The sequence below is a fragment of the Stenotrophomonas sp. GD03794 genome (assembly GCF_029842145.1).
Taxonomy (GTDB): domain Bacteria; phylum Pseudomonadota; class Gammaproteobacteria; order Xanthomonadales; family Xanthomonadaceae; genus Stenotrophomonas; species Stenotrophomonas riyadhensis.
On sequence record NZ_JAOCFV010000031.1, the window covers coordinates 13,496 to 38,024 of the forward strand.

The following is a 24,529-nucleotide window of genomic DNA, read 5'->3' on the forward strand; positions in this document are numbered from 1 at the left end:
AGTGCCGTGGAAGGGGCGGGGGATCAGAACACGAAGCTGACGCCGGCCACCGGACCCTTGAATTCCTGCTTCAGGCCGACAGTGCCGTCGCTGCCCTTCTTGTCCACGTCCAGCTTGAACCAGTCGTAGCCGGCGAACACACCGAAGTTCTTCGTGAAGCGGTAATCGACGATGGCGTTGGCGCGGCTCAGGTCGCCCTTGTAGTCATCGAAGCTGCCCCAGCGCGTGTTGAGATACTGGCCCTGCAGCGTGATCATCCAGCGCTCGGACGGCGTGAAGGTCATGCGCGCACCCACCACCGGCGCGATGCCGTCAGCCTTCTCGTTGAGGAACTGGCCGTCGTACACGGTGCCCAGGTCGGCGTAGCCCTTGGTGCTGACCTTGGCGTACTCGCCACCGATCTGCAGGCCGAGGTCGAAGGTGTCGGTATCGACGACCGAGTAGTCGTAGACCAGGCTGGCCACCTGGTACTTCAGTTCACCCTTCACGAAGCTGCCGGCCGGCACGTTCTCACCGCCGAAGGAAATGCCCTGGTCGAGGGTCTCGCGGCGGTCCTTGTCGTACTTGAAGTAGTTGAACAGCAGGCGCTGGCGATTGCTGATGCGGAACATGCCATCGATGCGCGGTTCCCATTCCTTGCCCCCCAGCTTGAAGTCCTGGTTCAGGGAGACATCCTGGCCAGCCACGTTGGTCTTGCCGCGGATCGTGTTGTCCGAGTCGATGTTCATCGCACCCAGGCGGATGGCGAAGCGGTCATCGCCTTCGGCGGCATGGGCGGCAGTGGCGAACGAAGCACCGGCGGCGAGCAGGGAGAGGGCGAGCAGGGTGGGTACGGAGCGCATCGAAGAGTCCTTGCAGTGGTTCATCAGAATGAAAACCACTGTGCCGGACAGGCCCGTCCACCATCCGTGAACGTATGGTCCACGAGGTGTGCACGGTTCAGCGCTGTCGCGACGATGCAAAAAGATGGCCCCGGAGCCGGGCTTCGGGGCCATCGTGGGACCTGCGGGGCGGAGCGTCGACGAGGTTGCTGCAGGCAGGTCGAAAGATCGGACCAGCGCATTCGGCGAAAGTTCCGCAGCCTGCGACCAAAGTTCAATACTGCGCTGCAACATCATACGGACGTCATTGTCCCCAGGGTGGCACGCAAAAATGTAACCGTTACCGCAACTTGCGGCCTCCCGGGATGAACAGGGAGCGGTTGTCTCGCAAATTGTCCCATTGCTATAATTTGGCGGCTCGATGAGGCCCCCCTGCTTTAGCCGCCTCAGCCCTCCACTTGCAACCACGCGGGACGTCCTGTGCTGAACTCCGTTGATGCGGGTCGGCGACTGATGCTGCGCGCCGCGGTCTACCCGCTGGCCGCAGTGGCTGTCCTGGCCCTGGCCTTCCTGCTGGTAGGTCCGAAATATGCCCTCGGCGCGCTGGCGTCCGGTGTGGCCATTTCGGCCGGTGGCTGGGTGGCGGCACGGATGGCACTGGGCGGTGGGGCACTGGCCGCAGGATCGGCGATGGCTCGCCTGATCATTGCGATCGTGGCCAAGTGGGTGGTGGTTTTCGGCGTCCTGCTGGTGGGGTTCCTGGTCTTCAAGCTGCCTGCATTGGCGCTGTTGGCCGGTATCGCCGTCGGCTTGATGTTCCAGGTCCTGGCCATGGCCAGGCGTTGACAGAATTCAATTAACTGAAGGTTCCGGACACATGGCGGGCGAGGCTCTAACCCCTACCAGCTACATCCAGCATCACCTGCACAACCTGACCGCGCCGGTCGGCAAGGGTGAGGGTATGTTCTGGCATATCCACGTCGATACCTTCCTCACCGCGGTCCTGATGGGCCTGGTGATCGTGGTCGCGTTCTGGCTGGGGACCCGCAAGGCCACCGCCGGCGTGCCGGGCAAGTGGCAGGCCTTCGTCGAGATCTGCCTGGAGTTCGTCGACCGCCAGGCCAAGGATACCTACCACGGCAAGAGCAAGCTGGTCACGCCGATCGCCATCACGATCTTCTTCTGGATCCTGATGATGAACCTGATCAAGATGATCCCGGCCGATTTCATCGCCAAGCCGCTGGAATGGGCGGGCATCCACTACTGGAAGCCGGTGCCGACCGCCGACGTCAACGCCACCCTGGGCATGGCCATCAGCGTGTTCTTCCTGATGCTGTTCTTCGCGCTGAAGTCCAAGGGCCTGCTTGGCTTCATCAAGGAATTCCTGACGGCGCCGTTCGGCAAGTGGATGATGCCGTTCAACCTGATCCTCAACATCGTCGAGTGGCTGAGCAAGCCGATCTCGCTGGCGATGCGACTGTTCGGCAACATGTTCGGCGGCGAAATCGTGTTCCTGCTGATCTGGGTGCTGGGTGGTGCCGGTTTCTTCGGTGCCATTGCCGGTGGTGCGTTCGGCCTCGGCTGGATGCTGTTCCACCTGCTGGTGATCCCGCTGCAGGCCTTCATCTTCATGATGCTGTCGATCGTGTACCTGAGCCTGTCGGAAGACGCTCACTGAGTTTCAAGCTTCAACGCGTTTCAACCTTCATCCGTTTCATCACCCTTAGCAACTTAAGTTCCTGGAGATAACCATGTACTTCGCCGTCCTGACCAACTTCGCGCAGATTCAGAGCTCCACCGCCCTTGCCGTCGGCATCATGATCGGCCTGGCCGCGCTGGGCGCCGGTCTGGGTCTGGCCATCATGGCTGGTAAGTTCCTGGAGTCGGCCGCCCGCCAGCCGGAACTGATCCCGGTCCTGCAGGTCCGCATGTTCATCACCGCCGGCCTGATCGACGCCGCGTTCATCATCTCGGTCGCCGTTGGCCTGCTGCTGGCCTTCGCCAACCCGCTGTCGGCTGCCTTTGCTGGCGCCGTCACCAAGGCTCTGGCCGGCTGATACAGCGGTTTGAGACGACCGGGTGCTGATGCACCCGGTTTCGGATGAAGGCCGGATGCGCCGCTACGGCGGCGCGTCCACCCCGAAACCAGCGATCGAGCTAACCATGAATATCAATTTCACCCTTCTTGCGCAGGCGCTGGCCTTCGCTGGTCTGATCTGGATCATCGCGACCAAGATCTGGCCGCCGCTGATGAACGCGATCGAAGAGCGCCAGCAGAAGATTGCTGAAGGCCTCGCTGCTGCCGACCGCAGCCAGAAAGATCTGGCCCAGGCGCAGGAGAAGGTCAACGAAGCGCTGAAGGAAGCCCGCACCAAGGCCAACGAGATCATCGATCAGGCCCACGCGCGTGCCAACCAGATCGTTGATGCTGCCCGTAACGAAGCGATCACCGAAGCCACCCGTCAGAAGGAACTGGCCCAGGCTGAAATCGACGCCGCCGCCAACCGTGCCCGTGAAGATCTGCGCAAGCAGGTGTCCGCGCTGGCCGTGACCGGTGCCGAAAAGCTGCTCAAGCGCGAAATCGACGCCAACGCCCACAAGGCGCTGCTCGACGAGCTGGCCTCGGAGATCTAAGGATGAGCCAGGCCCTCACGCTTGCCCGCCCGTACGCCCGCGCCGCGTTCGCGACCGCGCGCGACGAAGGCGCGTTCGCGCCGTGGTCGGACGCCCTGGCGTTCTCCGCCCACGTCGCCGCCGACCCGCGCGTGGCGGCCCTGCTCGCCAACCCGGAGCTGGGTCGTGACGACGCCGTCGCCCTGCTGGCGCCGGTGTCCCACGGCGAGACCTACTCGCGCTTCCTGGCCATCCTGGCCGACTCGCATCGTCTGCCGCTGCTGCCGGAAATCTCCGGCATGTTCGACGCCCTGCGCGCCGAAGCCGAGCACGTGGTCAAGGCCACGGTGACCTCGGCGGCCGAACTGTCGGCCGGCGAGCTGGATGCGATCAAGGTCGCGCTGCGCAAGCGCTTCAACCGCGAGGTCGACGTGACCACCGCGGTGGATGCCTCGCTGATCGGCGGCGCCGTGATCGACGCCGGCGACGTGGTCATCGATGGTTCGCTGAAGGGCAAGCTGGCCCGTCTGCAGACCGCGCTCGCTAACTGAATTCATTTAACGTCCGGCCCCGCTGCCGGCACTAGGACTTGACGATGGCAACCACGCTCAACCCCTCCGAAATCAGCGAACTGATCAAGAACCGCATCGAGAAGGTCAAGCTGGCCGCGGAATCGCGCAACGAAGGCACCGTGACCAGCGTGTCCGACGGCATCGTGCGCATCTTCGGTCTGGCCGACGTGATGCAGGGCGAAATGATCGAACTGCCGAACAACACCTTCGCCCTGGCCCTGAACCTGGAGCGCGACTCGGTCGGCGCCGTGGTCCTGGGTGACTACGAGCACCTGCGCGAAGGCGACGTCGCCAAGACCACCGGCCGCATCCTGGAAGTGCCGGTCGGTCCGGAACTGCTGGGCCGCGTCGTGAACGCGCTGGGCGAGCCGATCGACGGCAAGGGCCCGCTGGGCACCGACCTGACCGCTCCGGTGGAGCGCGTTGCTCCGGGCGTGATCTGGCGCAAGTCGGTCGACCAGCCGGTGCAGACCGGTTACAAGTCGGTCGACGCCATGATCCCGATCGGCCGTGGCCAGCGCGAGCTGATCATCGGTGACCGCCAGACCGGCAAGACCGCGATGGCGATCGACGCGGTGATCAACCAGAAGGGCACCGGCATCAAGTGCGTGTATGTTGCGATCGGCCAGAAGGCTTCGACCATCGCCAACATCGTGCGCAAGCTGGAAGAGAACGGCGCGCTGGCCCACACCATCGTGGTGGCCGCGACCGCTTCCGAATCGGCTGCCATGCAGTACATCAGCGCCTACTCGGGCTGCACCATGGGTGAGTACTTCATGGACCGCGGCGAAGACGCGCTGATCGTGTACGACGATCTGTCCAAGCAGGCCGTTGCCTACCGCCAGATCTCGCTGCTGCTGAAGCGCCCGCCGGGCCGTGAAGCCTACCCGGGTGACGTGTTCTACCTGCACTCGCGCCTGCTGGAACGCGCTGCCCGCGTGTCCGAGGAATACGTCGAGAAGTTCACCGAAGGCAAGGTCACCGGCAAGACCGGTTCGCTGACCGCGCTGCCGATCATCGAAACCCAGGCCGGCGACGTGTCCGCCTTCGTTCCGACCAACGTGATCTCGATCACCGACGGCCAGATCTTCCTGGAAACCGACCTGTTCAACGCCGGCATCCGCCCGGCCGTGAACGCCGGTATCTCGGTCTCGCGCGTCGGTGGCTCGGCCCAGACCAAGATCATCAAGAAGCTGTCGGGCGGCATCCGTATCTCGCTGGCCCAGTACCGTGAGCTGGCTGCGTTCGCGCAGTTCGCCTCGGACCTGGACGAAGCGACCCGCAAGCAGCTGGAGCGCGGCCAGCGCGTCACCGAGCTGATGAAGCAGAAGCAGTACGCGCCGATGTCGATCGCCAACCAGGCGCTGTCGATCTACGCCGTCAACGAGGGTTACCTCGACGACGTGCCGGTCAACAAGCTGCTGGCGTTCGAAGAAGGCCTGCACGCCCACTTCGCCAACACCCAGGGCGAGCTGGTCAGCAAGGTCAACGCCACCGGCGGTTGGGACAACGACATCGAAGGTGCCTTCAAGAAGGGCATCGCCGAGTTCAAGACCACCGGCAGCTGGTAATCGCGGTCCTGTAGAGCGGAGCCGCTGGCTCCGCTGGACCAGATGACAAACGGTTGAACAACGCGGGGCAACAGCCCCGCGCCACGGGAAACAAGAGATGGCAAGCGGACGCGAAATCAAAACCAAGATCAAGAGCGTGCAGAACACCCGCAAGGTGACGCGCGCCCTGGAGATGGTCTCGGCCTCCAAGATCCGCAAGGCGCAGGATCGGATGAAGACCTCGCGTCCGTACGCGCAGGCGATGAAGCAGGTGATCGGTCATCTGGCCCAGGCCAGCACCGACTACCAGCATCCGTTCCTGGTCGAGCGCGAGCAGGTCAAGCGGGTCGGCTTCATCGTGATCTCCTCTGATCGCGGCCTGGCCGGCGGCCTGAACAACAACCTGTTCCGCAAGATGCTGGGCGAAGCCAAGGCATGGCAGGACAAGGGTGCGGAAGTGGACCTGGTGACCATCGGCCAGAAGGCATCGACCTTCTTCCGCCGCGTGAAGGTCAACATGGTCGGCAGCGTGACCCACATCGGCGACGTGCCGAAGCTGGAGTCGCTGATCGGTGTGATCAAGGTCATGCTCGACGCCTTCACCGAAGGCAAGGTCGACCGCGTGTACCTGGTCTACAACCGCTTCGTGAACACCATGACGCAGAAGGCCAGCTTCGATCAGCTGCTGCCGCTGCCGCCGGCTGAGAAGCAGGTCGCTCACCACGACTGGGACTACCTGTACGAACCCGATGCCGCGACCGTGCTCGAGCACGTGATGACGCGTTACATCGAGTCGCTGGTGTACCAGGCCCTGCTGGAAAACGTCGCCTCCGAGCATGCGGCACGCATGGTTGCGATGAAGGCGGCGAGCGACAACGCCAACAAGCTGATCGGCACCCTGCAGCTCGTCTACAACAAGGCGCGCCAGGCAGCGATCACCCAGGAAATCTCCGAAATCGTCGGCGGCGCGGCAGCAGTCTGACCGCGTTCGTTCAAAGCACACATTTAGAGGATGCAGCAATGAGTCAGGGCAAGATCGTTCAGATCATCGGCGCGGTCGTCGACGTCGAATTCCCGCGTGAGTCGGTGCCGAAGGTGTACGACGCACTGAAGGTCGACAACACCGAAATCACTCTCGAAGTCCAGCAGCAGCTGGGCGACGGCGTGGTGCGTACCATCGCCCTCGGTTCCACCGATGGCCTGAAGCGCAACCTGGTCGCCACCAACACCAACCGCGGCATCTCCGTGCCGGTCGGTGCTGGCACCCTGGGCCGCATCATGGACGTGCTCGGCCGTCCGATCGACGAAGCCGGCCCGGTGGCCGCCAGCGACAGCTGGGAAATCCACCGTGCGGCCCCGTCGTACGAAGACCAGTCCCCGGCCACCGAGCTGCTGGAAACCGGCATCAAGGTCATCGACCTGATGTGCCCGTTCGCCAAGGGCGGCAAGGTCGGCCTGTTCGGCGGCGCCGGCGTCGGCAAGACCGTCAACATGATGGAACTGATCAACAACATCGCCAAGGCGCACAGCGGTCTGTCCGTGTTCGCCGGCGTGGGTGAGCGTACCCGTGAGGGCAACGACTTCTACCACGAAATGAAGGACTCCAACGTCCTCGACAAGGTGGCGATGGTGTACGGCCAGATGAACGAGCCGCCGGGCAACCGTCTGCGCGTCGCCCTGACCGGCCTGACCATGGCCGAGTACTTCCGCGACGAGAAGGACGAAAACGGCAAGGGTAAGGACGTCCTGCTGTTCGTTGACAACATCTACCGCTACACCCTGGCCGGTACCGAAGTGTCGGCACTGCTGGGCCGTATGCCGTCCGCCGTGGGTTACCAGCCGACCCTGGCCGAGGAAATGGGCGTCCTGCAGGAACGCATCACCTCGACCAAGAACGGTTCGATCACCTCGATCCAGGCCGTCTACGTTCCCGCGGACGACCTGACCGACCCGTCGCCGGCGACCACCTTCGCCCACCTGGACTCGACCGTTACCCTGTCGCGTTCGATCGCCTCGCTGGGTATCTACCCGGCCGTCGATCCGCTGGACTCCACCAGCCGCCAGATGGATCCGCTGGTCATCGGCCACGAGCACTACGACACCGCCCAGCGCGTCCAGCAGACCCTGCAGAAGTACAAGGAACTGAAGGACATCATCGCGATCCTGGGCATGGACGAGCTGTCCGAAGAGGACAAGCAGGCCGTGTCGCGCGCCCGTAAGATCGAGCGCTTCTTCAGCCAGCCGTTCCACGTGGCCGAAGTGTTCACCGGTTCGCCGGGCAAGTACGTGCCGCTGAAGGACACCATCCGTGGCTTCAAGGCCATCGTCGATGGCGAGTACGACCACCTGCCGGAGCAGGCGTTCTACATGGTCGGCGGCATCGAAGAAGCGGTCGAGAAGGCCAAGAAGATGGCCGAGAAGGCCTGATCCGGGACGGGCGGGAGCGATCCTGCCCGACCTGACGCCGGCGCCGGGCAACCGCCCGCGCCGGTGGACTCCCACGGTGGCATTGCGCCGCCGCGAACAGCGAAGAGATTTGCATGAGCACGATCCGTTGCGACATCGTCAGCGCCGAGCAGGAAATCTTCCGTGGCGAAGCGACCCTGGTCGTGGCCACCGGTGAGCTGGGCGAACTGGGCATCGCGCCCAAGCACGCGCCGCTGATCACCCGCTTGAAGCCGGGCAAGGTGGTGGTGACCACGCCGAACGGCGAGCAGCTGGATTTCGCCATTTCCGGCGGCATCCTGGAAGTGCAGCCGCAGGTGGTGACCGTGCTGGCCGACACCGCGATCCGCGCGCAGGACATCGACGAAGCCTCGGTCCGCAAGGCCAAGGAAGAAGCCGAGCGCATCCTGGCCAACCGCGGCGAAGCGATGGAAGTGGCCGAAGCCCAGCAGAAGCTGGCTGAAGCCGTCGTCCAGCTGCAGGCGCTGGAGCGCCTGCGCAAGACCCTCAAGCACTGAAACGTGCTCGGAGGCCATCGGCAGCAATGCCGGTAGTGATGGAAGATCGCCGGCTCAGTGCCGGCGATTTTCGTTCAGGAGAAGGGAGGCATGCACGGAATGCAGTACGCATCGACGACGAGCATCCACGCGGTGGATTCAACCCGTTCGCCCTGGACTCGGCCTGAGACCCTGTGGCTGGCAAGCTGGTTGTTGCTGTGCCTGCCGTGGCTGATCGGTACCAAGGTCATCCCCTACGACGCCGTGCAGCAGTTCTTCCCGGCGGTCAGTTTCAGTGCCGAGCAGCTTCGGCACCTGCAGGCGCCCTGGTGGAACCCTTATCTGTTCGGCGGCTATCCGCAGGTCGCCGACCCGCAGATGATGACCCTGCAGCCGACCATGGTCCTGCCAATGATGCTGGCACCTGCCTCGCTGCATCTGTTCACCGTGGTGGTGTTGCTGCATGTGCTGATCGGCGGCCTCGGCGCGTTGCGCCTGGCGCGTTCGTTCGGTCTTTCAGCTCCTGCACAATGGCTCTTCGCAATGGTGCTGATGTTCGGTGGAGTGGCCGCCTCCCGCCTGCAGCACACCCCGATGATTGTCAGCTACAGCCTGCTTCCCTGGCTGTGGCTGGGCTTGTCGAGGGTCCGGCGCCAAGGCCGCGCGCGCGACGTGCTGCTGGCGGGAACGGCAGGTGGCCTGTGTGCGCTGCAGCTGACCCAGGTGACCTACTTCATCATCCTGGCCTCTGCGTTGTACGCAATGGGCGCCGTACTGTTGGCGCCCGGCAACCGCCTCCGCCTTGCATCACAGCTGGCAGCGGTGGCATTGATCGCCGCCGTGGCGTGTGCCCCCCAATGGCTTTCCACGCTGGCATGGCTGGGGGACACCAATCGCGACGGCATGACCCTGGAGACGGCACTGCGCGGCGCGATGCACTGGCAGGGGCTGGCGACACTGCTCTCTGGAAACCTGTTCTCGCAGGGACGTGGGGTCAGCTGGTCCTTCGGCGATATCAGCACCGATTACCTCTACTTCGGCTCGGTGCCACTGGCGCTGTGGCTGGCGTGGGGGGGGGGCGTGATGCGCAGGCAACCGGGCGCAACCCGGCTGGCGCTGGCAGTACTGCTTTTCACCACGCTGGTCGCACTGGGAGGAGCTACCCCCCTGTTCGCCTGGCTCTTCAGCTGGTTGCCGGGCCTTGACCTGTTCAGACGGCCCTCCGATGCACTGTTCCTTGGCGTGCCGGCAGCTGCCTGGCTGGGCGCGCAGTCGCTGCAGTCCGCGCTGCAGGATCGCACCCTGTGCCCGCATCGGGTGTCCTTGGGGCTGGCCGTCGTCCTGATGTTCGTTGCCTCATGGTTGGCCATGAGCCACGGGCACCTGGAAGCCTTTGCGTGGCTGGTGGCCAGCGGCGGCATCGGTATCGCCGCGGTGCAGCTGCTGCGCCGGCATCCGGCTCCGGTGCGCTGGCTGATCGCACTGGTCATGTTCGACATGCTGCTGTTCAACGTGGGAGCGCGCTTCAACACGTCCGGCGCCCGTCCGCCGGTAATGACCGCGGACCGCAATGGCGCCACGCAGCGCGCGTATGCCCTGCTTGCCGCCGAGCGGGGGGCTGGCCTCCCGGAACGCGCCATCATCTTCGGCATCGGCGTACTGACCAATGGCGCAGCGGTGCATGCGATTCCGCTAGCCAATGGATACAACCCACTGTTGTCCAGTGACTACCAGCAGATGGTGGGCATGCCGACGGAGCCCGTGGCTGCCTTCCAGCAGAAGGCGACGACCCCTTGGGCTGCGGACATGGACGCACCCGTGTACGACCTGCTGGGGGTCCGCTGGTTGCTGTCACCGGAGCCGTTTGCAGGGTCCGATGACCAAGGCAGCGACGTGCAGCTGGCGCTACGCGGAAGTGTGCTGCCGCGTACGCTCAACCCGCAACGGGTGCGGCGGCACAGTGAACGCCTGCCACCGGCCGCTGAGTTCAACCAGACCGACTTCAGCCAGGTGGTCTGGCTGCCTGGCGGGCAGCACGCGGAGTGCCCAGAGCACGAAGCAGGCCGACTGCGGTTGCTGTCGCAGGCCTACAAGCCGGGCAGTATCGTGCTTGAGGTGGAGGCTGAGCAGCCGGCATGGCTGGTGATCAATGAGGTGACCGCTCGCGGCTGGCAGGCCCGGCTGAATGGCGGCGTGTCTCTGCCGCTGCTGCGAGCCAATGGGCTGTTCCATGCGGTGTGTGTACCTGCGGGGCGGCACAGCGTGGAGCTCGGGTACAGCCCGCTGCAGCTGTGGCGGGACGGCCTGTGGCAGCGCTTCGCGGCGGATGCGGTCCACTGAGCGTCAGCGGAAGACCACATGTCGCAGCAGCAGGAAGGAGATCAGGGCGATCCCACCTTCGATCAGCGGCTTGGCCAGCCAGGCCCAATCCAATCCAAGATGGCGGCTGGTCAAAGCCACCAGCACCGTGCTGGCAGCGGTAAGTGCAGCCCACACCCCGAAGAAACGTGTGAATCGACGCCAGCCGAGGCGTGCACCATCCGCATGGGCGAAGGTGTATCGGCCGTTGAGCCAGAAGCCCAGCAGCATCCCGGCCAGGCGTCCGGCGACGTTGGCCGGCGCCACCGGCATGCCCAGCGCGGTGGCGGCGACGAACACCAGCCAGTCGAGCAGCAGCTGCACGAGCCCGATGATGAGATAGGTGCTTCCCTGGCGGACGAGGCCCATCGGCATGGTGAAGGAGGAAGGATGCCCATGTTAACGGCCCACGCTCTAGAATCACCGGCAACGAACCACGGACTGCCGTTCCCATGACCCAAGCCCTGCACGTCATCATCCTCGCCGCCGGCGCGGGCAAGCGCATGAAGTCGGTGCTGCCGAAGGTGCTGCAGCCGATCGCCGGCCAACCGATGCTGGCGCACGTGATCGACGCGGCCCGCGAGCTGCAGCCGGCGGCCATTCATGTGGTCCATGGCCATGGTGGTGAAGCGGTGCGGCAGTACTTCGCCGACCAGCCCGATCTGCAATGGGCCGAACAGGCGCAGCAGCTGGGTACTGGCCACGCAGTGGCGCAGGCGATGCCGCAGGTGCCGGATGCCGCGCAGGTGCTGGTGCTGTACGGCGACGTGCCGCTGATCCGCGCGCAGACCCTGCGCGACCTGCTGGCGCAGCCGGGGCGGCTGGCCGTTCTGGTCGCCGATGTTGACGATCCGACCGGTTACGGCCGCGTGCTGCGCGATGCCGAAGGCAAGGTGGGTTCGATCGTCGAGCAGAAGGATGCCAATGACGATCAGCTGCGCGTGCGCACGATCAACACCGGCATCATTGCCGCCGATTCGACCGCGTTGCGGCGCTGGTTGTCGCAGCTGTCCAACAGCAATGCACAGGGCGAGTACTACCTGACCGACGTGTTCGCCTTTGCCGCGCACGAGTACACCCCGGCCGAGATGGCGCTGGTGGCCGACGCGCAGGAAGCGGAGGGGGCAAACGATCCCTGGCAGCTTTCGCAGCTGGAGCGTGCCTGGCAGCGCCGCGCGGTGCGAGCGCTGTGCGCGCAGGGCGCGCGCGTACGCGATCCGGCACGTCTCGATATCCGTGGCACTGTCACCGTGGGCAGTGACGTGCTGATCGATGTCGATGTCGTTCTCGAAGGCAATATCGTGCTGGGCGATGGCGTGACCATCGGTCCATTCAACCGCCTGAAGGACGTTGCTCTCGGTCCGGGCACCGAAGTACGTGCGCACTGTGATCTGGAAGGCGTGGTCACCGAAGGCGCAGCACTGGTCGGTCCGTTCGCGCGCCTGCGGCCGGGTACCGTGCTGGCCGATGGCGTGCACGTGGGCAACTTCGTCGAGACCAAGAAGGTGACCCTCGGCGTTGGCAGCAAGGCCAACCACCTCACCTACCTGGGTGATGCGGTGATCGGCAGCAGGGTGAACATCGGTGCCGGCACCATCACCTGCAATTACGACGGCGTGAACAAGTCGACCACCACCATCGGCGACAACGCGTTCATCGGTTCCAACAGTTCGCTGGTGGCGCCGCTGACGATCGGCGAGGGCGCGACCATCGCCGCCGGCTCGGTCATCACCCGCACCGCCCCGGACGGCAAGCTGACACTGGCACGTGCACGACAGGAAACCATCGATGGCTGGAAGCGCCCGGTCAAGAAGTCCTGAGCCCCGCATCCCGCACGCCGACGAACTCGGTGTGCTGCCGGCGATCGAGCAGCGTGCCGGCGAGCTGTTGAAGGGCCACGAGGCGTATCCGGTGTTTGCCGGGCACGGCCTGGACCTGCCGGCATTGCAGGACGGCCTCCTGCGTGAGCGGCTGTGGGTAGTCGATGCCGCCGAGGGCGGTATTGCGGGTTACCTGCTGGCGGGCGAGCTGTGCGGTGAGTTCCATGTCCTGCAGATGGACGTGGACCCGGCACATGCGCGTCGCGGCCATGGCCGAGCGTTGCTGCGGCATGCCTTGGCGCAGGCCAGGGCCGCCGGCTTCGCTGCAGCGGTGCTGACCACGTTGAGCGATGTGCCGTGGAACGCAGCCTTCTATGCCAGCGAAGGCTTCGATGTAGTGCCTGAGGCTGAGTGGAACGACGGTCTGCGCGCAGTCATGGCCGAAGAGGCTGCGCTCGGGTTTCCGATGCAGCTGCGGGTGGCGATGCGGCGGGTCTGGTAGGCGCGGACCCTGGTCGGCACATCCACGTATGGCGTGGATCTACCCGATCGGCCACTCAACCCACCGGCAGCAGGATCGATACGCACAACCCTCCATCACCGCGGTTCTGCAGCGACACCCGCCCACCGTGCGCTTCCACGATCTCGCGGGTCAGCGCCAGCCCCAACCCGGTGCCATTGCGCTTGGTCGAATAGAAGGGCATCAGTGCGTTCTGCAGCACCTGCTCGTTCATGCCCTTGCCGCGATCCAGTACGTCCAGGCGCAGCCACTGCGGCAGCCGCGTGAGTTGCACCTGTACGTCATCGTTGGGCGGATCAGCTTCGGCGCAGGCTTCATGCGCGTTCTTCAGAAGATTCAACAGTGCCTGCCCGAACTGCGCGATGTCGATGCGGCTGCTCAGTTCCTCGTCCGGCTCGCGTTCCATGGTGAAGGGGATCTGCTGGCGCAGGCTGGACAGGAACGGCGCCCAGTGCACGGTCTGCAACTGTGGCTGCGGCAGCTTGGCGAAGCGTGCATAGCCACGGATGAAGCCTTCCAGGTGGCGCGCGCGGTCCTCGATGGTGGTGAAGATCTCCGGCAGCCGGTCAAAGCGCTCGCGCTGCACCAGCACACCGCCTGAATGGGCCAGCGAGGCAATCGGTGCCAGCGAGTTGTTGAGCTCGTGGCTGATCACCCGGATCACCTTCTTCCACGTCTGCACTTCCTGGCGGCGCAGTTCGGCGGTGAGCAGGCGTACCAGCAGCAGATCGTGCGGACGGCCGTTGAGCTGGAACGCGCGGCGCGACAGGTGGTAGACCTGCTCGTCATCCTCATCACCGTCTTCGCCTTCCGCATGCACGGCGAACAGGCTGTCGCCGCCACGGGCGATGGCATCGCGCAGCTCCACGGGCACCTGTTCCAGCACCTCTTCCAGGCGCTGGCCCTCCAGCTTCCAGCCACCATGCAGCAGCTTGCGCGCGGCCAGGTTGGAGAACACCACGCGCGCGATGCCGTCGCCGCCGGAGGCAATCAGCAGCATCGCCACCGGTGTGTTCTGCACCATGGTGTCCAGCAGCAGTTCGCGCTGCACCAGGCCCTGCCGCTGCTCGCGCAGCACGTCCCCCAACTCGCGGTGCGCCTGCACCAGATCGCCCAGTTCGTCGTTGCCTGGCCAGTACACACCGAAGTTGTACTCGCCGTCGCGGTAGCTGCTGGTGGTGCCGGACAGTGCGCGCATCAGCGAGCGCACCGGTGCGGTGGCACGGCGCAGGGTCCACCACATCAGCGCCAGCAGGATCATGGTCGACACCGTGGTCACCACCCAGCCATGGTTCATCCAGTACGCCAGCAGCCACGGCAATGCCGCGGCCAGCGCCAGCACGGGCAGCAGGCGCAGGAACAGGCGGAAGGTGAACGAACGCCGTTTCATTCGCGTGGGATGCCGTGCCGGTCCATGCGCCGGTACAGCGCCTGGCGGCTCAGGCCGAGTTCGGCGGCGGCCTGGGCGATGACACCGTGGTTGCGTGCCAGCACGTCCTCAATGCGCGCGCGGTCGGGATCATGGCCGGCACTCGGTGCCGGGCGCGGCGCCGGGGCGGCGCGTGGCAGATTGAGATCGGCCACTTCGATGCGGTTGCCGGTCGCCAGCAGTTCGGCACGCTGGATCACGTTGCGCAGTTCGCGGACGTTGCCCGGCCACGGGTGCCGTTGCAGGGCGGCGCTGGCAGCACTGGACAATGGCTTGCCGGCCGCCAGGAAGCGCTCGGCCAGTGGCACGATGTCGCCCGCGCGCTCGGCCAACGGGGGCAGCACCAGTTCCACCGTATTGAGGCGGTAATAGAGGTCTTCGCGGAAGGTGCCGTCGCGGATCATGGCCGGCAGGTCGGCGTTGGTGGCGCTGACCACGCGCACCTTGACCTGGCGCTCCCGGTTGGAGCCCAGGCGCTCGAAGCGGCCGGTTTCCAGCACACGCAGCAGCTTCATCTGCCCGCCCAGCGACAGGTTGCCGATCTCATCCAGGAACAGGGTGCCTCCGTCGGCGGCTTCGAACTTGCCTTCGCGTGCCTTGTTGGCACCGGTGTAGGCGCCGGCCTCGGCACCGAACAGTTCGGCCTCGATCAGCTCCGACGGCAGTGCACCGCAGTTGACCGTGATGAACGGGCCCTTGGCCACCAGCGAATTGGCCTGGATGATCTGCGCGATCTTTTCCTTGCCGGCACCATTGGGGCCGGTGATCAGTACCGGCAGTTCCGAGCGCGCGACCTGGCAGGCCAGGGCGATGACGCGCTCGCTGGCCGGATCGGCGAAGACCGCGCCGCACAGGTCGTACTTCTCTTCCAGCGCGTTGCGCTGGCGCAGTTCACGGCTGCGGCGCCGATCCAGTTCGCGGCGCGCCTCGGACAGTTCCAGCAGGTTGTTGACCGTGGTCATCAGCTTGCGGTCGTCCCAGGGCTTGGCCAGGTAGTCGGCGGCACCGGCCTTGACCAGGTCCACCGCGCTGCTCAGGTGGGTCCATGCGGTGAGCAGGATCACCGGCAGGTCCGGGTGGCGTGCGCGGATCTGTGCGAACAGGTCTTCGCCTTCTTCGCCGGAAGTCGTGTCCTCGCTGAAATTCATGTCCTGGATCACCAGGTCGACCGGCTGCGATTCGAGCAGGGCCAGCCCTTCGGCCGGGCTCTGCGCCTGCAGGGTATCGATGTCATGCAGGGAGAACAGCACGTCCAGTGCGGTGCCCACACTGGCGTTGTCGTCGATGATCAGGATCGAAGGCATCAAGCAGTTCTGCGGAAAGGGATGGGCGGCGCCGATGGAGCCGTTCGTGTCCACGCACCGGGAGAGCCCGGCGCCACCCATCAAGCATAGCCAAACCTGTGGCCGCAGGGGGGCGGGCCGGTCTCAGCGCCGCGGTGGGGGAGACGGTGGTGCCGGTGGCGGTGGAGCGACCAGCGCCAGTCGCCAGGCGGCAGCATCCACCGAGACCGTGAACTCGCGTCTGTCGCGGCGCAGCAGAAGATACGCAGTCGAAGCGTTGGAGTGACGCAGGGCGTCGGCCAGGTGCTCGATCCGCCGTACGGCGGTGTCGTCCACCCGCAGGATGCGATCGCCGCTGCGCACGCCGAAGCGGGCTTCCGGACTGGCCGCGTCCACGCGCACCTGGCCCTCGGTCGAGCGCAGCGCCAGCCGTGCATCGTTCTGGCGCCATTCCAGTGTCTGCGAGCTGCCACCGCCGGCCAAAGCCGGCAGTGGCAGGAGCATCATCAACAGCAACCAGCGCGCACGCATCTCACGCGCCCCGCGTGGCGACCGCGGGCGGTACCGCTGCTGCGCGCCGGGCCGGCCCGAACACCGCGATCTGGCCCAGCACCCACAGCAGCAGCGCACCCAGTGGCAGGTAGAACAAGGGCATGCGCGGCAGCTCGTACATGTTCATCAGTGCGAGGTTGATGGCATAGGCCGCGAGCATGCCGAGCACGATGCCCAGCGTTGCCAGCAGGAAGTTCTCGGTCTGGAAGTAGCGCAGGATCTGCCCACGCGTCGCGCCGAGCGCGCGGCGGATGCCGATCTGCTTGCTGCGCTGCTGCACCCAGAAGCTGGCCAGGCCGATGATGCCCAGGGCGGTGACCACCAGCAACGAGACGCTGACCGTGATCAGCAGGCCGACCATTGCGCGGTCGTTCTTGAAGAAATCCTTGCGCTGGTCTTCGTAGCTCAGTTTGTCGCGCATCAGCCGGTTGGGATCGTTGCGCTCCAAGGCGGCAGCGGCGGCATTGAGCACTTCCTCGCGGCGCGCCGGATCGGTGCGCAGCACGTAGGTGCCACCGTCATCGAAGGTGCGCCGCAACGGCAGCAGCATCGAGTTGGTCCAGTTGTCACTCCAGCCGTTGGGCGTGCTGAGCGTGTCGACGATGCCGACCACGTTCAGGGGCTGCTTGCCCATGTAGTAGGTCTTGTTCAAGGCGCTGCCGTTGGGTTCCATCTTGGCAGCGGTACTCTGGGTGAGGATCACCGGGATCGCCTGTTCCTTGGCGCCGCCCTTGGTGGCTTCCTTGATGTCCTTGTATTCGCTGGGCAGGAAATCACGGCCGGCGATCAGGTTGATGCCCAGGGTGCCCAAGCCACCCTCGGACAGGGTGTACATCGAGGCATTCGTGGTCGGGCGCTCCTGGTCGAGCACGCGCGAGATGCTGCTGCTGGAGGAGCCATTGCGGAATGGAACCTGGTTGATGATGGTGGCGCTGGTGACGCCGGGAATGGCGCGCAGCGAGGCCAGGTCTTCGCGGGTACGGGCCATGGCGTTGGTCTGCTCGCCGATGCCGCTGACACGCAGCATCACCAGTTCGTTCTCGGCGATGCCGCTGGGCATGCTGATCTTCTCGATGCGCTGGCTGACCAGGAACAACGCGTTGCAGACGATGGCACAGGTCAGTGCGACTTCCAGCACGATCAGGGCGGCGGCGGTCTTGTGCCGGCGCAGGGTGCTGAGGATGGGGCGGATGTCCATGGGAGTCCTCGTTCTCGTGCTTACTGCGACTTGAGCTGGATGGCCGGAGTGACCTGCATCGCGCGCCAGGCGGGCAGGAAACCCGCGGCAAGACTGGCGAGCAGGGTCAGGCCCAGTGCGAGCAGCAGCATGCTGCCGTCCAGGTGGGCCAGCTTCGCGTAGTCGACAGGTTGCTGGCGCACCGCATACAGGCCAAGCAGGGCCAGGCCGATACCGAGCACGCCACCGACCACGCCGACCGCACCGGCTTCCACCAGGCATTGCAGGAAGATCTGCCCACGGCTGGCACCCAGTGCGCGGCGCACGCCGATTTCGCCGCTGCGGCGCAGGAACTTGGCCAGCAGCAGGCCGACCGTGTTGACCAGGCAGACGCCGAGGAAGCCCAGTGCCAGCCACAGCTGCAGGCGCACATCGCTGGGTACTGCGCCGTTGAAGTCGAGCCACTCCATCACGTTGCGCAGGCGCACGTTCGGCGGACGCTGGAAGCGACCGGCTTCGCGCTGCTGGTTGGAGTAATTCTCCAGGTAGCGGCGATAGTCGCCGGCCTTGGCCGGATCCATCTCTACCCAGTACTGCAGCCACGCGCACGGCGCATTGAGTGAATGGCTGTTGTCGTCCGGGTTCTCGCCGAAGCAGTTCATGTTGCCGTTGTTGCCGAGCTTCAGGTCGAACGAAGTGGTGATCGGCAGCAGCAGGTCTTCATCCTTGCCGTAGCTGCCGGTGGTCAGGTCGTAGAAGTGCGGTTCCGGGCTCCACTCCTTCATCACACCGACGATGCGGTAGGACTGGCCTTCCATGCGGATGTCACGGCCCACGCTGTTGGCGCCCTGGAACAGCTTGTCGTTGAGCGCCTTGGAGATGACCACGACCCGGGCGCGGGCGGTGTCGTCCTCACGCGTCCACGGACGCCCGTACTGCATCGGCACTTCGAACATCGGGAAGAAGTCAGCCGAGGTCCATCGGGTATCGATGGTGAACGGCTTGAGCGTGGCGCTGGTCGGTTCGATGGTGCCGCCGCCGCCGCTCATCAGTGCCTGGCGCTCGCCCTTGGCTTCGCGCAGCAGCGCTTCACCGTCGAACCGCGTCAGCTGGGTCTCCGGCTCTTCGCCCGGCACATAGCCACCGCGTCCGCCGGGGTCGAGCTGGACGTAGAACAGACGGTCGCTCTTGCCGGGAATCGGATCGCCGGAGAGCACGTGGAACACGGTCAGCGTGGTCATCGAGGCACCGATGCCGAGCGCGATGGCGACCACCATCAGCGCGGTCAGTATCTTGTTGCGGCGGAAGCTGCGCGCCGCCAATCGGGCGTAGTAGGCGAACATGGTCGGGCCCTCACTCGTTGACGGCGACGATGTGGCGCGGCGGGGTGGCCAGCACCGGCTCGCGGACCAGGTCGGTCACCTGGCCATCGACGATGTGCACGTTGCGCTGCGCGCGCGCGGCCAGCTCCGGATCGTGGGTAACCATCACGATGGTGGTGCCGGCGGCATTGATCTCCTCCAGCAGTTCCATCACGCCGCGGGCCATCTGCGTGTCCAGGTTGCCGGTCGGTTCGTCGGCCAGCAGCAGGCGCGGGCTGCCGGCCAGGGCACGCGCGATCGCCGCACGCTGCTGCTGGCCACCGGAAAGTTCATTCGGATAGTGCTTCATGCGCGAGCCCAGGCCGACCTGGGTCAGCGCCTTTTCGATGCGTTCGCGGCGCTCGTTGGCGCTCATCTTCCGGTAGCGCAGCGGCACGTCGACGTTGTCGAACAGGTTCAGGTCGGGAATCAGATTGAAGCCCTGGAAGATGAAACCGATCTTCTGGTTGCGCAGGCGGCTGCGGGCGTCATCGCCCAGCGTGCTCACGTCCTGGCCGTCCAGCATGTAGGTGCCGCTGGTGAAGGTTTCCAGCAGGCCGGCGATGTTGAGGAAGGTGGTCTTGCCGGAGCCGGACGGGCCGGTGACGGCGACGAACTCGCCTTCCTTGACCTGCAGTTCCAGCGAGCGCAGTGCGTGGGTTTCCACCTGTTCGGTGCGGAAGACCTTGGCGACCGAACGCATTTCGAGCATGTACATGGGGTGTCCTCTCTCCAGGATTCAGGTATCAGGTATCAGTTGACGGAGACGCGTTCGGCGTCCTTGAACAGGTCGCTGCCAGAGACCACGATGCGGTCGCCTGGCTGCACACCCGACTTGATTTCCACTTCGCCCAGGCTGCTGACGCCCAGTTCCACCGGACGCCGCACCGCGGTGCGGCCGTCCATTACGTAGGCGATGCCGTTGCCCTGTTCGACGAACGGGCCGCGCTCGACCTTCAGCACGTCCTTGCGGGTATCGAGCAGCACGCGCACCGACATCCGCTGGCTCTGGCGCAGACCTTCCGGTTGCGCGCTGGCAAAGCGCACGCGGGCGTTGACTTCGCCGTTGACCACTTCCGGCGACACCGCGCTGATCTCGCCCGGGAACGGTTTGCCATTGCCGCCGGTCAACTGTGCCGGCATGCCGATCGCCAGGTCGCGGGCGAAGCTTTCCGGCACCTTGATCTCGACCTCGAACTTGGACAGGTCGACCACGCCCAGTACCGGTGCGTTGGCCGCCAGGTTGGTGGACTGGATGGCCTGCACCTGGCCGACCTGGCCGTCGAACGGTGCACGCAGGGTCAGTGCATCGACCTGGCGCTGCACCTCGGCCACCACGGCCTTCTGGCGGTCGGCCAGCAGGCGCTTGTTGCGGGCGTCCAGGTCCGCGCCCTGGCTCTGCAGGCGGGCATCGGTGGTGGCGTTGGCCAGGGTGATGTCGGCCTTCTTCAGCGAGTCCTTGGCCTTGGCAAGATCGATCTGCGGGACTGCGCCGCCGTCGTAGCCACGCTGGTAGCGCTGCAGGTCGCGGTCGGCGGCCTGCCGCTCGATGGTGGCCTGGTCGGTTTCCTTGCGCGACTTGGCGCGGGCCAGGGTGGCGTCCAGCGCGGCGCGGCTGGCCTCGGCTTCCAGGCCGGCCAGGGTGGCCTGCTCCTGGGCCAGCTTGCTGCGCAGTTCCGGGCTGTCGATGACCGCCAGTTCCTGGCCCTTCTTGACCACGTCACCGGCAACCACCTTCAGGTCCACGGTACCCGCCGAGATGGCGTACAGGATCGGGCTGTTGGCGGCGATCACCCGGCCGTCGGCGGCGATGTCACGGACCAGGTCGCCGCGCTTCACTTCGGCAATTCGCACGCGGCTGCTGTCGTAGGAGCGACTGGCATTGGACCAGGCGTGCACGGCCCAGCCGATGCCGGCGAGCAGCGCGATGGCGCCCAACGCCGGCCAGCGGTAGCGCTGCCAGCTGGCGCGGGTGGTGCTGGCCGGGGCGGAGGAAACGATCTGGTCCTGTGCGGAAGTGTCGCGGATCATCGGGTGCGTGCCTGACGGTGGTAGCCAATACCAAGCACGTAGCGTGCCAACTTTATTTCATTTCAGATCAATGGGTTGGAGAGAGGTTTGAAGTGTCCGGGTGTCCGCGGACACCTTTCCGGACACTTTCATTAAGCGGACAGGAGGGGGAAGCCGGACATGCGGGCTAGAATGCGCCGATCGTCTTCAAGGAAACGCGTGACATGTGTGGAATCGTGGGTGCAATCGCCGATCGCGACGTAGTGCCGGTGCTGATCGAGGGCCTGAAGCGGCTTGAGTACCGTGGTTACGACTCCTCGGGTATTGCGGTGATCGACCATGCCGAGCGCCCCGAAGTACGTCGCGTCCGTCGTACCGGCCGCGTGTCGGAAATGGCCACGGCAGCCGAAGCCGAAGGCTTCAATGCAGTGCTGGGCATCGGCCACACCCGCTGGGCCACCCATGGGGGTGTCACCGAGGCCAACGCGCATCCGCACATCAGCCAGGGCGTGGCGCTGGTGCACAACGGCATCATCGAGAACCACGAAGAGCAGCGCGAGAAGCTGCGCGCGATGGGCTACACGTTCGAGTCGCAGACCGATACCGAAGTCATCGCGCACCTGATCCACCATCACCTGAAGGGCGGCGACGACCTGCTGGTGGCGTTGCAGCACACGGTGAAGGAGCTGACCGGTGCCTATGCGCTGGCCGTGGTCAGCCGCGCCGAGCCGGAGCGCTTCGTCTGCGCGCGCATGGGCTGCCCGCTGCTGATCGGCCTGGGCGAGGGCGAAAACTTCGTCGCCTCCGACGTCTCGGCGGTGATCTCGGCCACCCGCAAGGTGATCTTCCTGGAAGAGGGCGACACCGCCGAGATCCGCCGCGATGGCGTGCGCATCTTCGATGAGCACGACCAGCCGATCGAGCGCGACGTGCACCTGTCCGATGTATCGCTGGCATCGCTGGAGCTGGGCCCGTACCGCCACTTCATGCAGAAGGAAATCCACGAGCAGCCGCGCGCGCTGGGCGATACCATCGAGGCGGCGATCGACGCCGGTGGCTTCCCGGCCGAGCTGTTCGGCAAGAACGCCGAAGCGGTGCTGTCCGGCATCGAAGGCGTGCAGATCATCGCCTGTGGTACCAGCTATTACTCCGGCCTGACCGCACGCTACTGGATCGAAGCCATCGCCGGCCTGCCGTGCAGCGTGGAGATCGCCAGCGAGTACCGCTACCGCGCCGCCTATGCGAACCCGAAGCACCTGATCGTCACCATCTCCCAGTCCGGCGAAACGCTGGATACGATGGAAGCGCTGAAGTACGCCAAGTCGCTCGGCCACAAGCACACGCTGTCGATCTGCAACGTGCCGGAAAGTGCGATTCCGCGCGCCAGCGAACTGGTCTGCTACACCCGCGCCGGTGCCGAGATCGGCGTGGCCTCGACCAAGGCCTTCACCACCCAACTGGCCGCACTGTTCCAGCTGACCGTGGTGCTGGGCAAGCTGCATGGCCGCATCGACGCGGCGCAGGAAGCGGACTACCTGGAGCAGCTGCGCTTCCTGCCGGGCAGCGTGCAGCATGCACTGAACATGGAGCCGCAGATCGCCGCCTGGGCGGAACGTTTCGCGCGCAAGAGCAGCGCACTGTTCCTCGGCCGTGGCCTGCATTACCCGATCGCGCTGGAAGGCTCGCTCAAGCTCAAGGAAATCTCCTACATCCACGCTGAGGCCTATCCGGCGGGCGAACTGAAGCACGGCCCGCTGGCGCTGGTGGACGAGGACATGCCGGTGGTGGTGATCGCGCCCAACGACAGCCTGCTGGAGAAGGTGAAGTCGAACATGCAGGAAGTGCGCGCGCGTGGCGGCGAGCTGTTCGTGTTCGCTGACCAGGACAGCAACTTCAACGAGTCCGAAGGCGTGCACGTGATCCGCACGCCGCGCCATGCCGGCGTGCTCAGCCCGATCGTGCACACCATCCCGGTGCAGTTGCTGGCGTATCACACCGCACTGGCGCGTGGCACCGACGTGGACAAGCCGCGCAACCTGGCCAAGAGCGTGACGGTGGAGTAACCCCGCCGGATCCATTGGATGCTGCATGCGAAGGGGCCCCACGAGGGCCCCTTTCGTTTGCGTCGCTGGCAATGCCAAGTGGGACAGCCGCCGGGTGTTCTGTCCGCCGTCGGCAGCAGGCAACCAATCTTTAATGCGCCACATGGCCTGTATTCAGCGGCGGTTTCAGCCGCGGTGCCATTCTCTGGATCGTCAGTTGGTTCCCACGACGAACTGTCCTATCGATGCCGGTAGTGACCGATGGTCGCAGTCGTAGAATCGATTTGACCGAGGTTAGGGTTGAGCGGTTGAACCCCCTCGTTCGCGTTGCAGCACATCGTTTGCCGCTTCATTCCACGCGGCAGTCGGGTGCGCCAGACGTGCGCTGAAAGGTCTGTTCCCGGGGAGGGGGCGTATCGGAAGAGCACACTTTTTGACTTAGTGACCTGCACCAGGAAACAAGAATGAACGTCCGCGAACTCCTGCAATCCAAGAAAGAAGCTGTCATCACCATCGACGCCGAAGACACCATCGGTGCCGCCGCCCACAAGATGAGCGCGAACAAGATCGCTGCGCTGGTGGTGATGAAGGACGATGCCCCGGTCGGCATCATTTCCGAGAAGGACATCGTGCGCACCCTGGCCGACGACGGCCCGCAGGCCGGCCGCCGGGTGATCTCCAGCCTGCCGTCCACCGGTCTGGAAGGCATCGCGCCGGAAGCCACCCTGAAGCAGGCCATGTCGTTGATGACGTATTCGCGGCGCCGTCATCTGATGGTCACCGACGGCACCCGCCTGGTCGGCATCCTCAGCCTGGGCGACATCGTGAAGAACCTGCTGGGCGAGCTGGAGCTGGAAAAGGCCGTGCTGCAGGACATCTACATGGCCGCCCACTGAGGGCTGCAGCGCTGGAAGCAGAGAAGCCGGGCATTGCCCGGCTTCTTCGTTCACGGCACCGGTGAAATCAGAAAGTGACCTTCACCGAATCGGCGCTGTAGTTCGCCGGGCCGTGGTAGACCACTTCGATGTTGTTGCCGTCCGGGTCGAGCACGAAGGCGCCGTAGTAGCCCGGGTGGTAAGGGCGTTCGCCCGGCGCGCCGTTGTCGGTGCCGCCGGCGGCGATCGCGGCGGTATGGAAGGCATCGACGGTGGCGCTGTCGCGGGCCTGGAAGGCCAGATGGTGGCGCCCGGTCAGCTGGCCGGCGGCGGCCTCGCTGCTGGCGCTGGAAATGAACAGCTCATCGGCCCAGAAGAAGTCCGGCCCTTCGCCGCCCAGCGGCACGCCGATGGTGTCGAACACCGCCTGGTAGAAGCGGCGGCTGGCGGCCAGGTCACGCACCACCAGCTGCAGATGGTCGATCAAGCGGCCGCGGTGCAGTTCCATCGTTTCCATACGAACCTCGCAAAAAAGGGGACGGAGGGGATTAAGTCGCTTCCAGCCAATAGTGCCAGAAACGACTTAATCCCCTCCGTCCCCTTT

General features: G+C 65.3%; 23 protein-coding genes and 1 pseudogene. 14 read left to right on the top strand and 10 right to left on the bottom strand.

Going from position 1 to position 24,529, the window contains the following annotated elements; all coding sequences use genetic code 11:
- Positions 1-23: 23 nt before the first annotated feature.
- Positions 24-842: a hypothetical protein gene (locus tag N5D91_RS15780; protein ID WP_110713804.1), complete on the bottom strand. Its 819-nt coding sequence runs from the start codon at positions 840-842 to the stop codon at positions 24-26.
- Positions 843-1,301: 459 nt separating this feature from the next.
- On the opposite strand from N5D91_RS15780, the gene N5D91_RS15785 reads away from it, so the two are divergent.
- The 10 genes from N5D91_RS15785 to N5D91_RS15830 all read left to right on the top strand — a co-directional run bounded on the left by N5D91_RS15785 (position 1,302) and on the right by N5D91_RS15830 (position 10,838).
- Positions 1,302-1,667: a hypothetical protein gene (locus N5D91_RS15785; protein WP_006394654.1), complete on the top strand. Its 366-nt coding sequence runs from the start codon at positions 1,302-1,304 to the stop codon at positions 1,665-1,667.
- A 31-nt stretch (positions 1,668-1,698) separates the two neighbouring features.
- Positions 1,699-2,499 (top strand): F0F1 ATP synthase subunit A, encoded by an 801-nt coding sequence (gene atpB / locus N5D91_RS15790; RefSeq protein WP_049466592.1) that lies wholly within the window; start codon positions 1,699-1,701, stop codon positions 2,497-2,499.
- A gap of 73 nt (positions 2,500-2,572) precedes the next feature.
- The gene (atpE, locus tag N5D91_RS15795; protein WP_005411133.1) at positions 2,573-2,878 is read left to right on the top strand and encodes a F0F1 ATP synthase subunit C; all 306 of its coding nucleotides are present in this window, start codon (positions 2,573-2,575) and stop codon (positions 2,876-2,878) included.
- 106 nt (positions 2,879-2,984) lie between these two features.
- Positions 2,985-3,455, top strand: a complete 471-nt coding sequence (locus N5D91_RS15800; RefSeq protein ID WP_005419512.1) for a F0F1 ATP synthase subunit B — start codon at positions 2,985-2,987, stop codon at positions 3,453-3,455.
- A 2-nt stretch (positions 3,456-3,457) separates the two neighbouring features.
- Complete coding sequence (locus tag N5D91_RS15805; protein ID WP_110713802.1) at positions 3,458-3,985, top strand: F0F1 ATP synthase subunit delta; 528 nt, start codon at positions 3,458-3,460, stop codon at positions 3,983-3,985.
- Positions 3,986-4,029: 44 nt separating this feature from the next.
- Positions 4,030-5,577, top strand: coding sequence for a F0F1 ATP synthase subunit alpha (gene atpA / locus N5D91_RS15810; RefSeq protein ID WP_008266965.1), 1,548 nt, complete (start codon positions 4,030-4,032; stop codon positions 5,575-5,577).
- 97 nt (positions 5,578-5,674) lie between these two features.
- A complete protein-coding gene (atpG, locus tag N5D91_RS15815; protein ID WP_006471334.1) occupies positions 5,675-6,538 on the top strand; it encodes a F0F1 ATP synthase subunit gamma in 864 nt (287 codons plus the stop codon).
- A 38-nt stretch (positions 6,539-6,576) separates the two neighbouring features.
- On the top strand, positions 6,577-7,983 hold the full coding sequence (atpD, locus tag N5D91_RS15820; protein ID WP_010481327.1) for a F0F1 ATP synthase subunit beta: 1,407 nt from the start codon (positions 6,577-6,579) through the stop codon (positions 7,981-7,983).
- A gap of 113 nt (positions 7,984-8,096) precedes the next feature.
- Positions 8,097-8,519 carry a F0F1 ATP synthase subunit epsilon gene (locus tag N5D91_RS15825; protein ID WP_005411127.1) on the top strand — a complete coding sequence of 141 codons (423 nt, stop codon included), beginning with the start codon at positions 8,097-8,099 and terminating at the stop codon, positions 8,517-8,519.
- Between the two features lie 90 nt (positions 8,520-8,609).
- Positions 8,610-10,838 (top strand): hypothetical protein, encoded by a 2,229-nt coding sequence (locus N5D91_RS15830; RefSeq protein WP_228756288.1) that lies wholly within the window; start codon positions 8,610-8,612, stop codon positions 10,836-10,838.
- 3 nt (positions 10,839-10,841) lie between these two features.
- Here N5D91_RS15830 and N5D91_RS15835 read toward each other — a convergent pair whose 3' ends face one another.
- A complete protein-coding gene (locus N5D91_RS15835) occupies positions 10,842-11,225 on the bottom strand; it encodes a GtrA family protein (RefSeq protein ID WP_110713798.1) in 384 nt (127 codons plus the stop codon).
- Positions 11,226-11,308: 83 nt separating this feature from the next.
- On the opposite strand from N5D91_RS15835, the gene glmU reads away from it, so the two are divergent.
- Together glmU and N5D91_RS15845 are read left to right on the top strand one after the other, a co-directional pair.
- Positions 11,309-12,676, top strand: a complete 1,368-nt coding sequence (gene glmU, locus N5D91_RS15840) for a bifunctional UDP-N-acetylglucosamine diphosphorylase/glucosamine-1-phosphate N-acetyltransferase GlmU (protein WP_180855301.1) — start codon at positions 11,309-11,311, stop codon at positions 12,674-12,676.
- A complete protein-coding gene (locus tag N5D91_RS15845; RefSeq protein ID WP_110713795.1) occupies positions 12,645-13,178 on the top strand; it encodes a GNAT family N-acetyltransferase in 534 nt (177 codons plus the stop codon). The genes glmU and N5D91_RS15845 overlap by 32 nt, the downstream gene beginning before the upstream one ends.
- A 55-nt stretch (positions 13,179-13,233) precedes the next feature.
- Here N5D91_RS15845 and N5D91_RS15850 read toward each other — a convergent pair.
- The 7 genes and pseudogenes from N5D91_RS15850 to N5D91_RS15880 form a co-directional block, all read right to left on the bottom strand.
- A pseudogene (locus N5D91_RS15850) lies at positions 13,234-14,658 on the bottom strand (HAMP domain-containing sensor histidine kinase); the annotation flags it as partial.
- A complete protein-coding gene (locus N5D91_RS15855; RefSeq protein ID WP_110714381.1) occupies positions 14,583-15,929 on the bottom strand; it encodes a sigma-54 dependent transcriptional regulator in 1,347 nt (448 codons plus the stop codon). The gene N5D91_RS15855 and the pseudogene N5D91_RS15850, both read right to left, overlap by 76 nt.
- 123 nt (positions 15,930-16,052) lie before the next feature.
- Entirely contained in the window at positions 16,053-16,439 is a 387-nt protein-coding gene (locus N5D91_RS15860; protein WP_180855300.1) for a PDZ domain-containing protein, read from the bottom strand.
- A 1-nt stretch (position 16,440) separates the two neighbouring features.
- Positions 16,441-17,658: an FtsX-like permease family protein gene (locus tag N5D91_RS15865; protein ID WP_164161490.1), complete on the bottom strand. Its 1,218-nt coding sequence runs from the start codon at positions 17,656-17,658 to the stop codon at positions 16,441-16,443.
- A gap of 20 nt (positions 17,659-17,678) precedes the next feature.
- On the bottom strand, positions 17,679-18,980 hold the full coding sequence (locus N5D91_RS15870; protein WP_110713787.1) for an ABC transporter permease: 1,302 nt from the start codon (positions 18,978-18,980) through the stop codon (positions 17,679-17,681).
- A gap of 10 nt (positions 18,981-18,990) precedes the next feature.
- The gene (locus tag N5D91_RS15875; RefSeq protein ID WP_014038558.1) at positions 18,991-19,716 is read right to left on the bottom strand and encodes an ABC transporter ATP-binding protein; all 726 of its coding nucleotides are present in this window, start codon (positions 19,714-19,716) and stop codon (positions 18,991-18,993) included.
- A gap of 35 nt (positions 19,717-19,751) precedes the next feature.
- Positions 19,752-21,029 (bottom strand): efflux RND transporter periplasmic adaptor subunit, encoded by a 1,278-nt coding sequence (locus N5D91_RS15880; protein WP_110713786.1) that lies wholly within the window; start codon positions 21,027-21,029, stop codon positions 19,752-19,754.
- 203 nt (positions 21,030-21,232) lie between these two features.
- Between N5D91_RS15880 and glmS the strand changes: the two genes are divergently transcribed.
- Together glmS and N5D91_RS15890 are read left to right on the top strand one after the other, a co-directional pair.
- Positions 21,233-23,071, top strand: coding sequence for a glutamine--fructose-6-phosphate transaminase (isomerizing) (gene glmS, locus N5D91_RS15885; RefSeq protein WP_110713784.1), 1,839 nt, complete (start codon positions 21,233-21,235; stop codon positions 23,069-23,071).
- Positions 23,072-23,514: 443 nt separating this feature from the next.
- The gene (locus N5D91_RS15890) at positions 23,515-23,946 is read left to right on the top strand and encodes a CBS domain-containing protein (RefSeq protein ID WP_099551136.1); all 432 of its coding nucleotides are present in this window, start codon (positions 23,515-23,517) and stop codon (positions 23,944-23,946) included.
- Positions 23,947-24,013: 67 nt separating this feature from the next.
- Here N5D91_RS15890 and N5D91_RS15895 read toward each other — a convergent pair whose 3' ends face one another.
- The gene (locus N5D91_RS15895) at positions 24,014-24,442 is read right to left on the bottom strand and encodes a VOC family protein (RefSeq protein ID WP_110713782.1); all 429 of its coding nucleotides are present in this window, start codon (positions 24,440-24,442) and stop codon (positions 24,014-24,016) included.
- Positions 24,443-24,529: the final 87 nt, after the last annotated feature.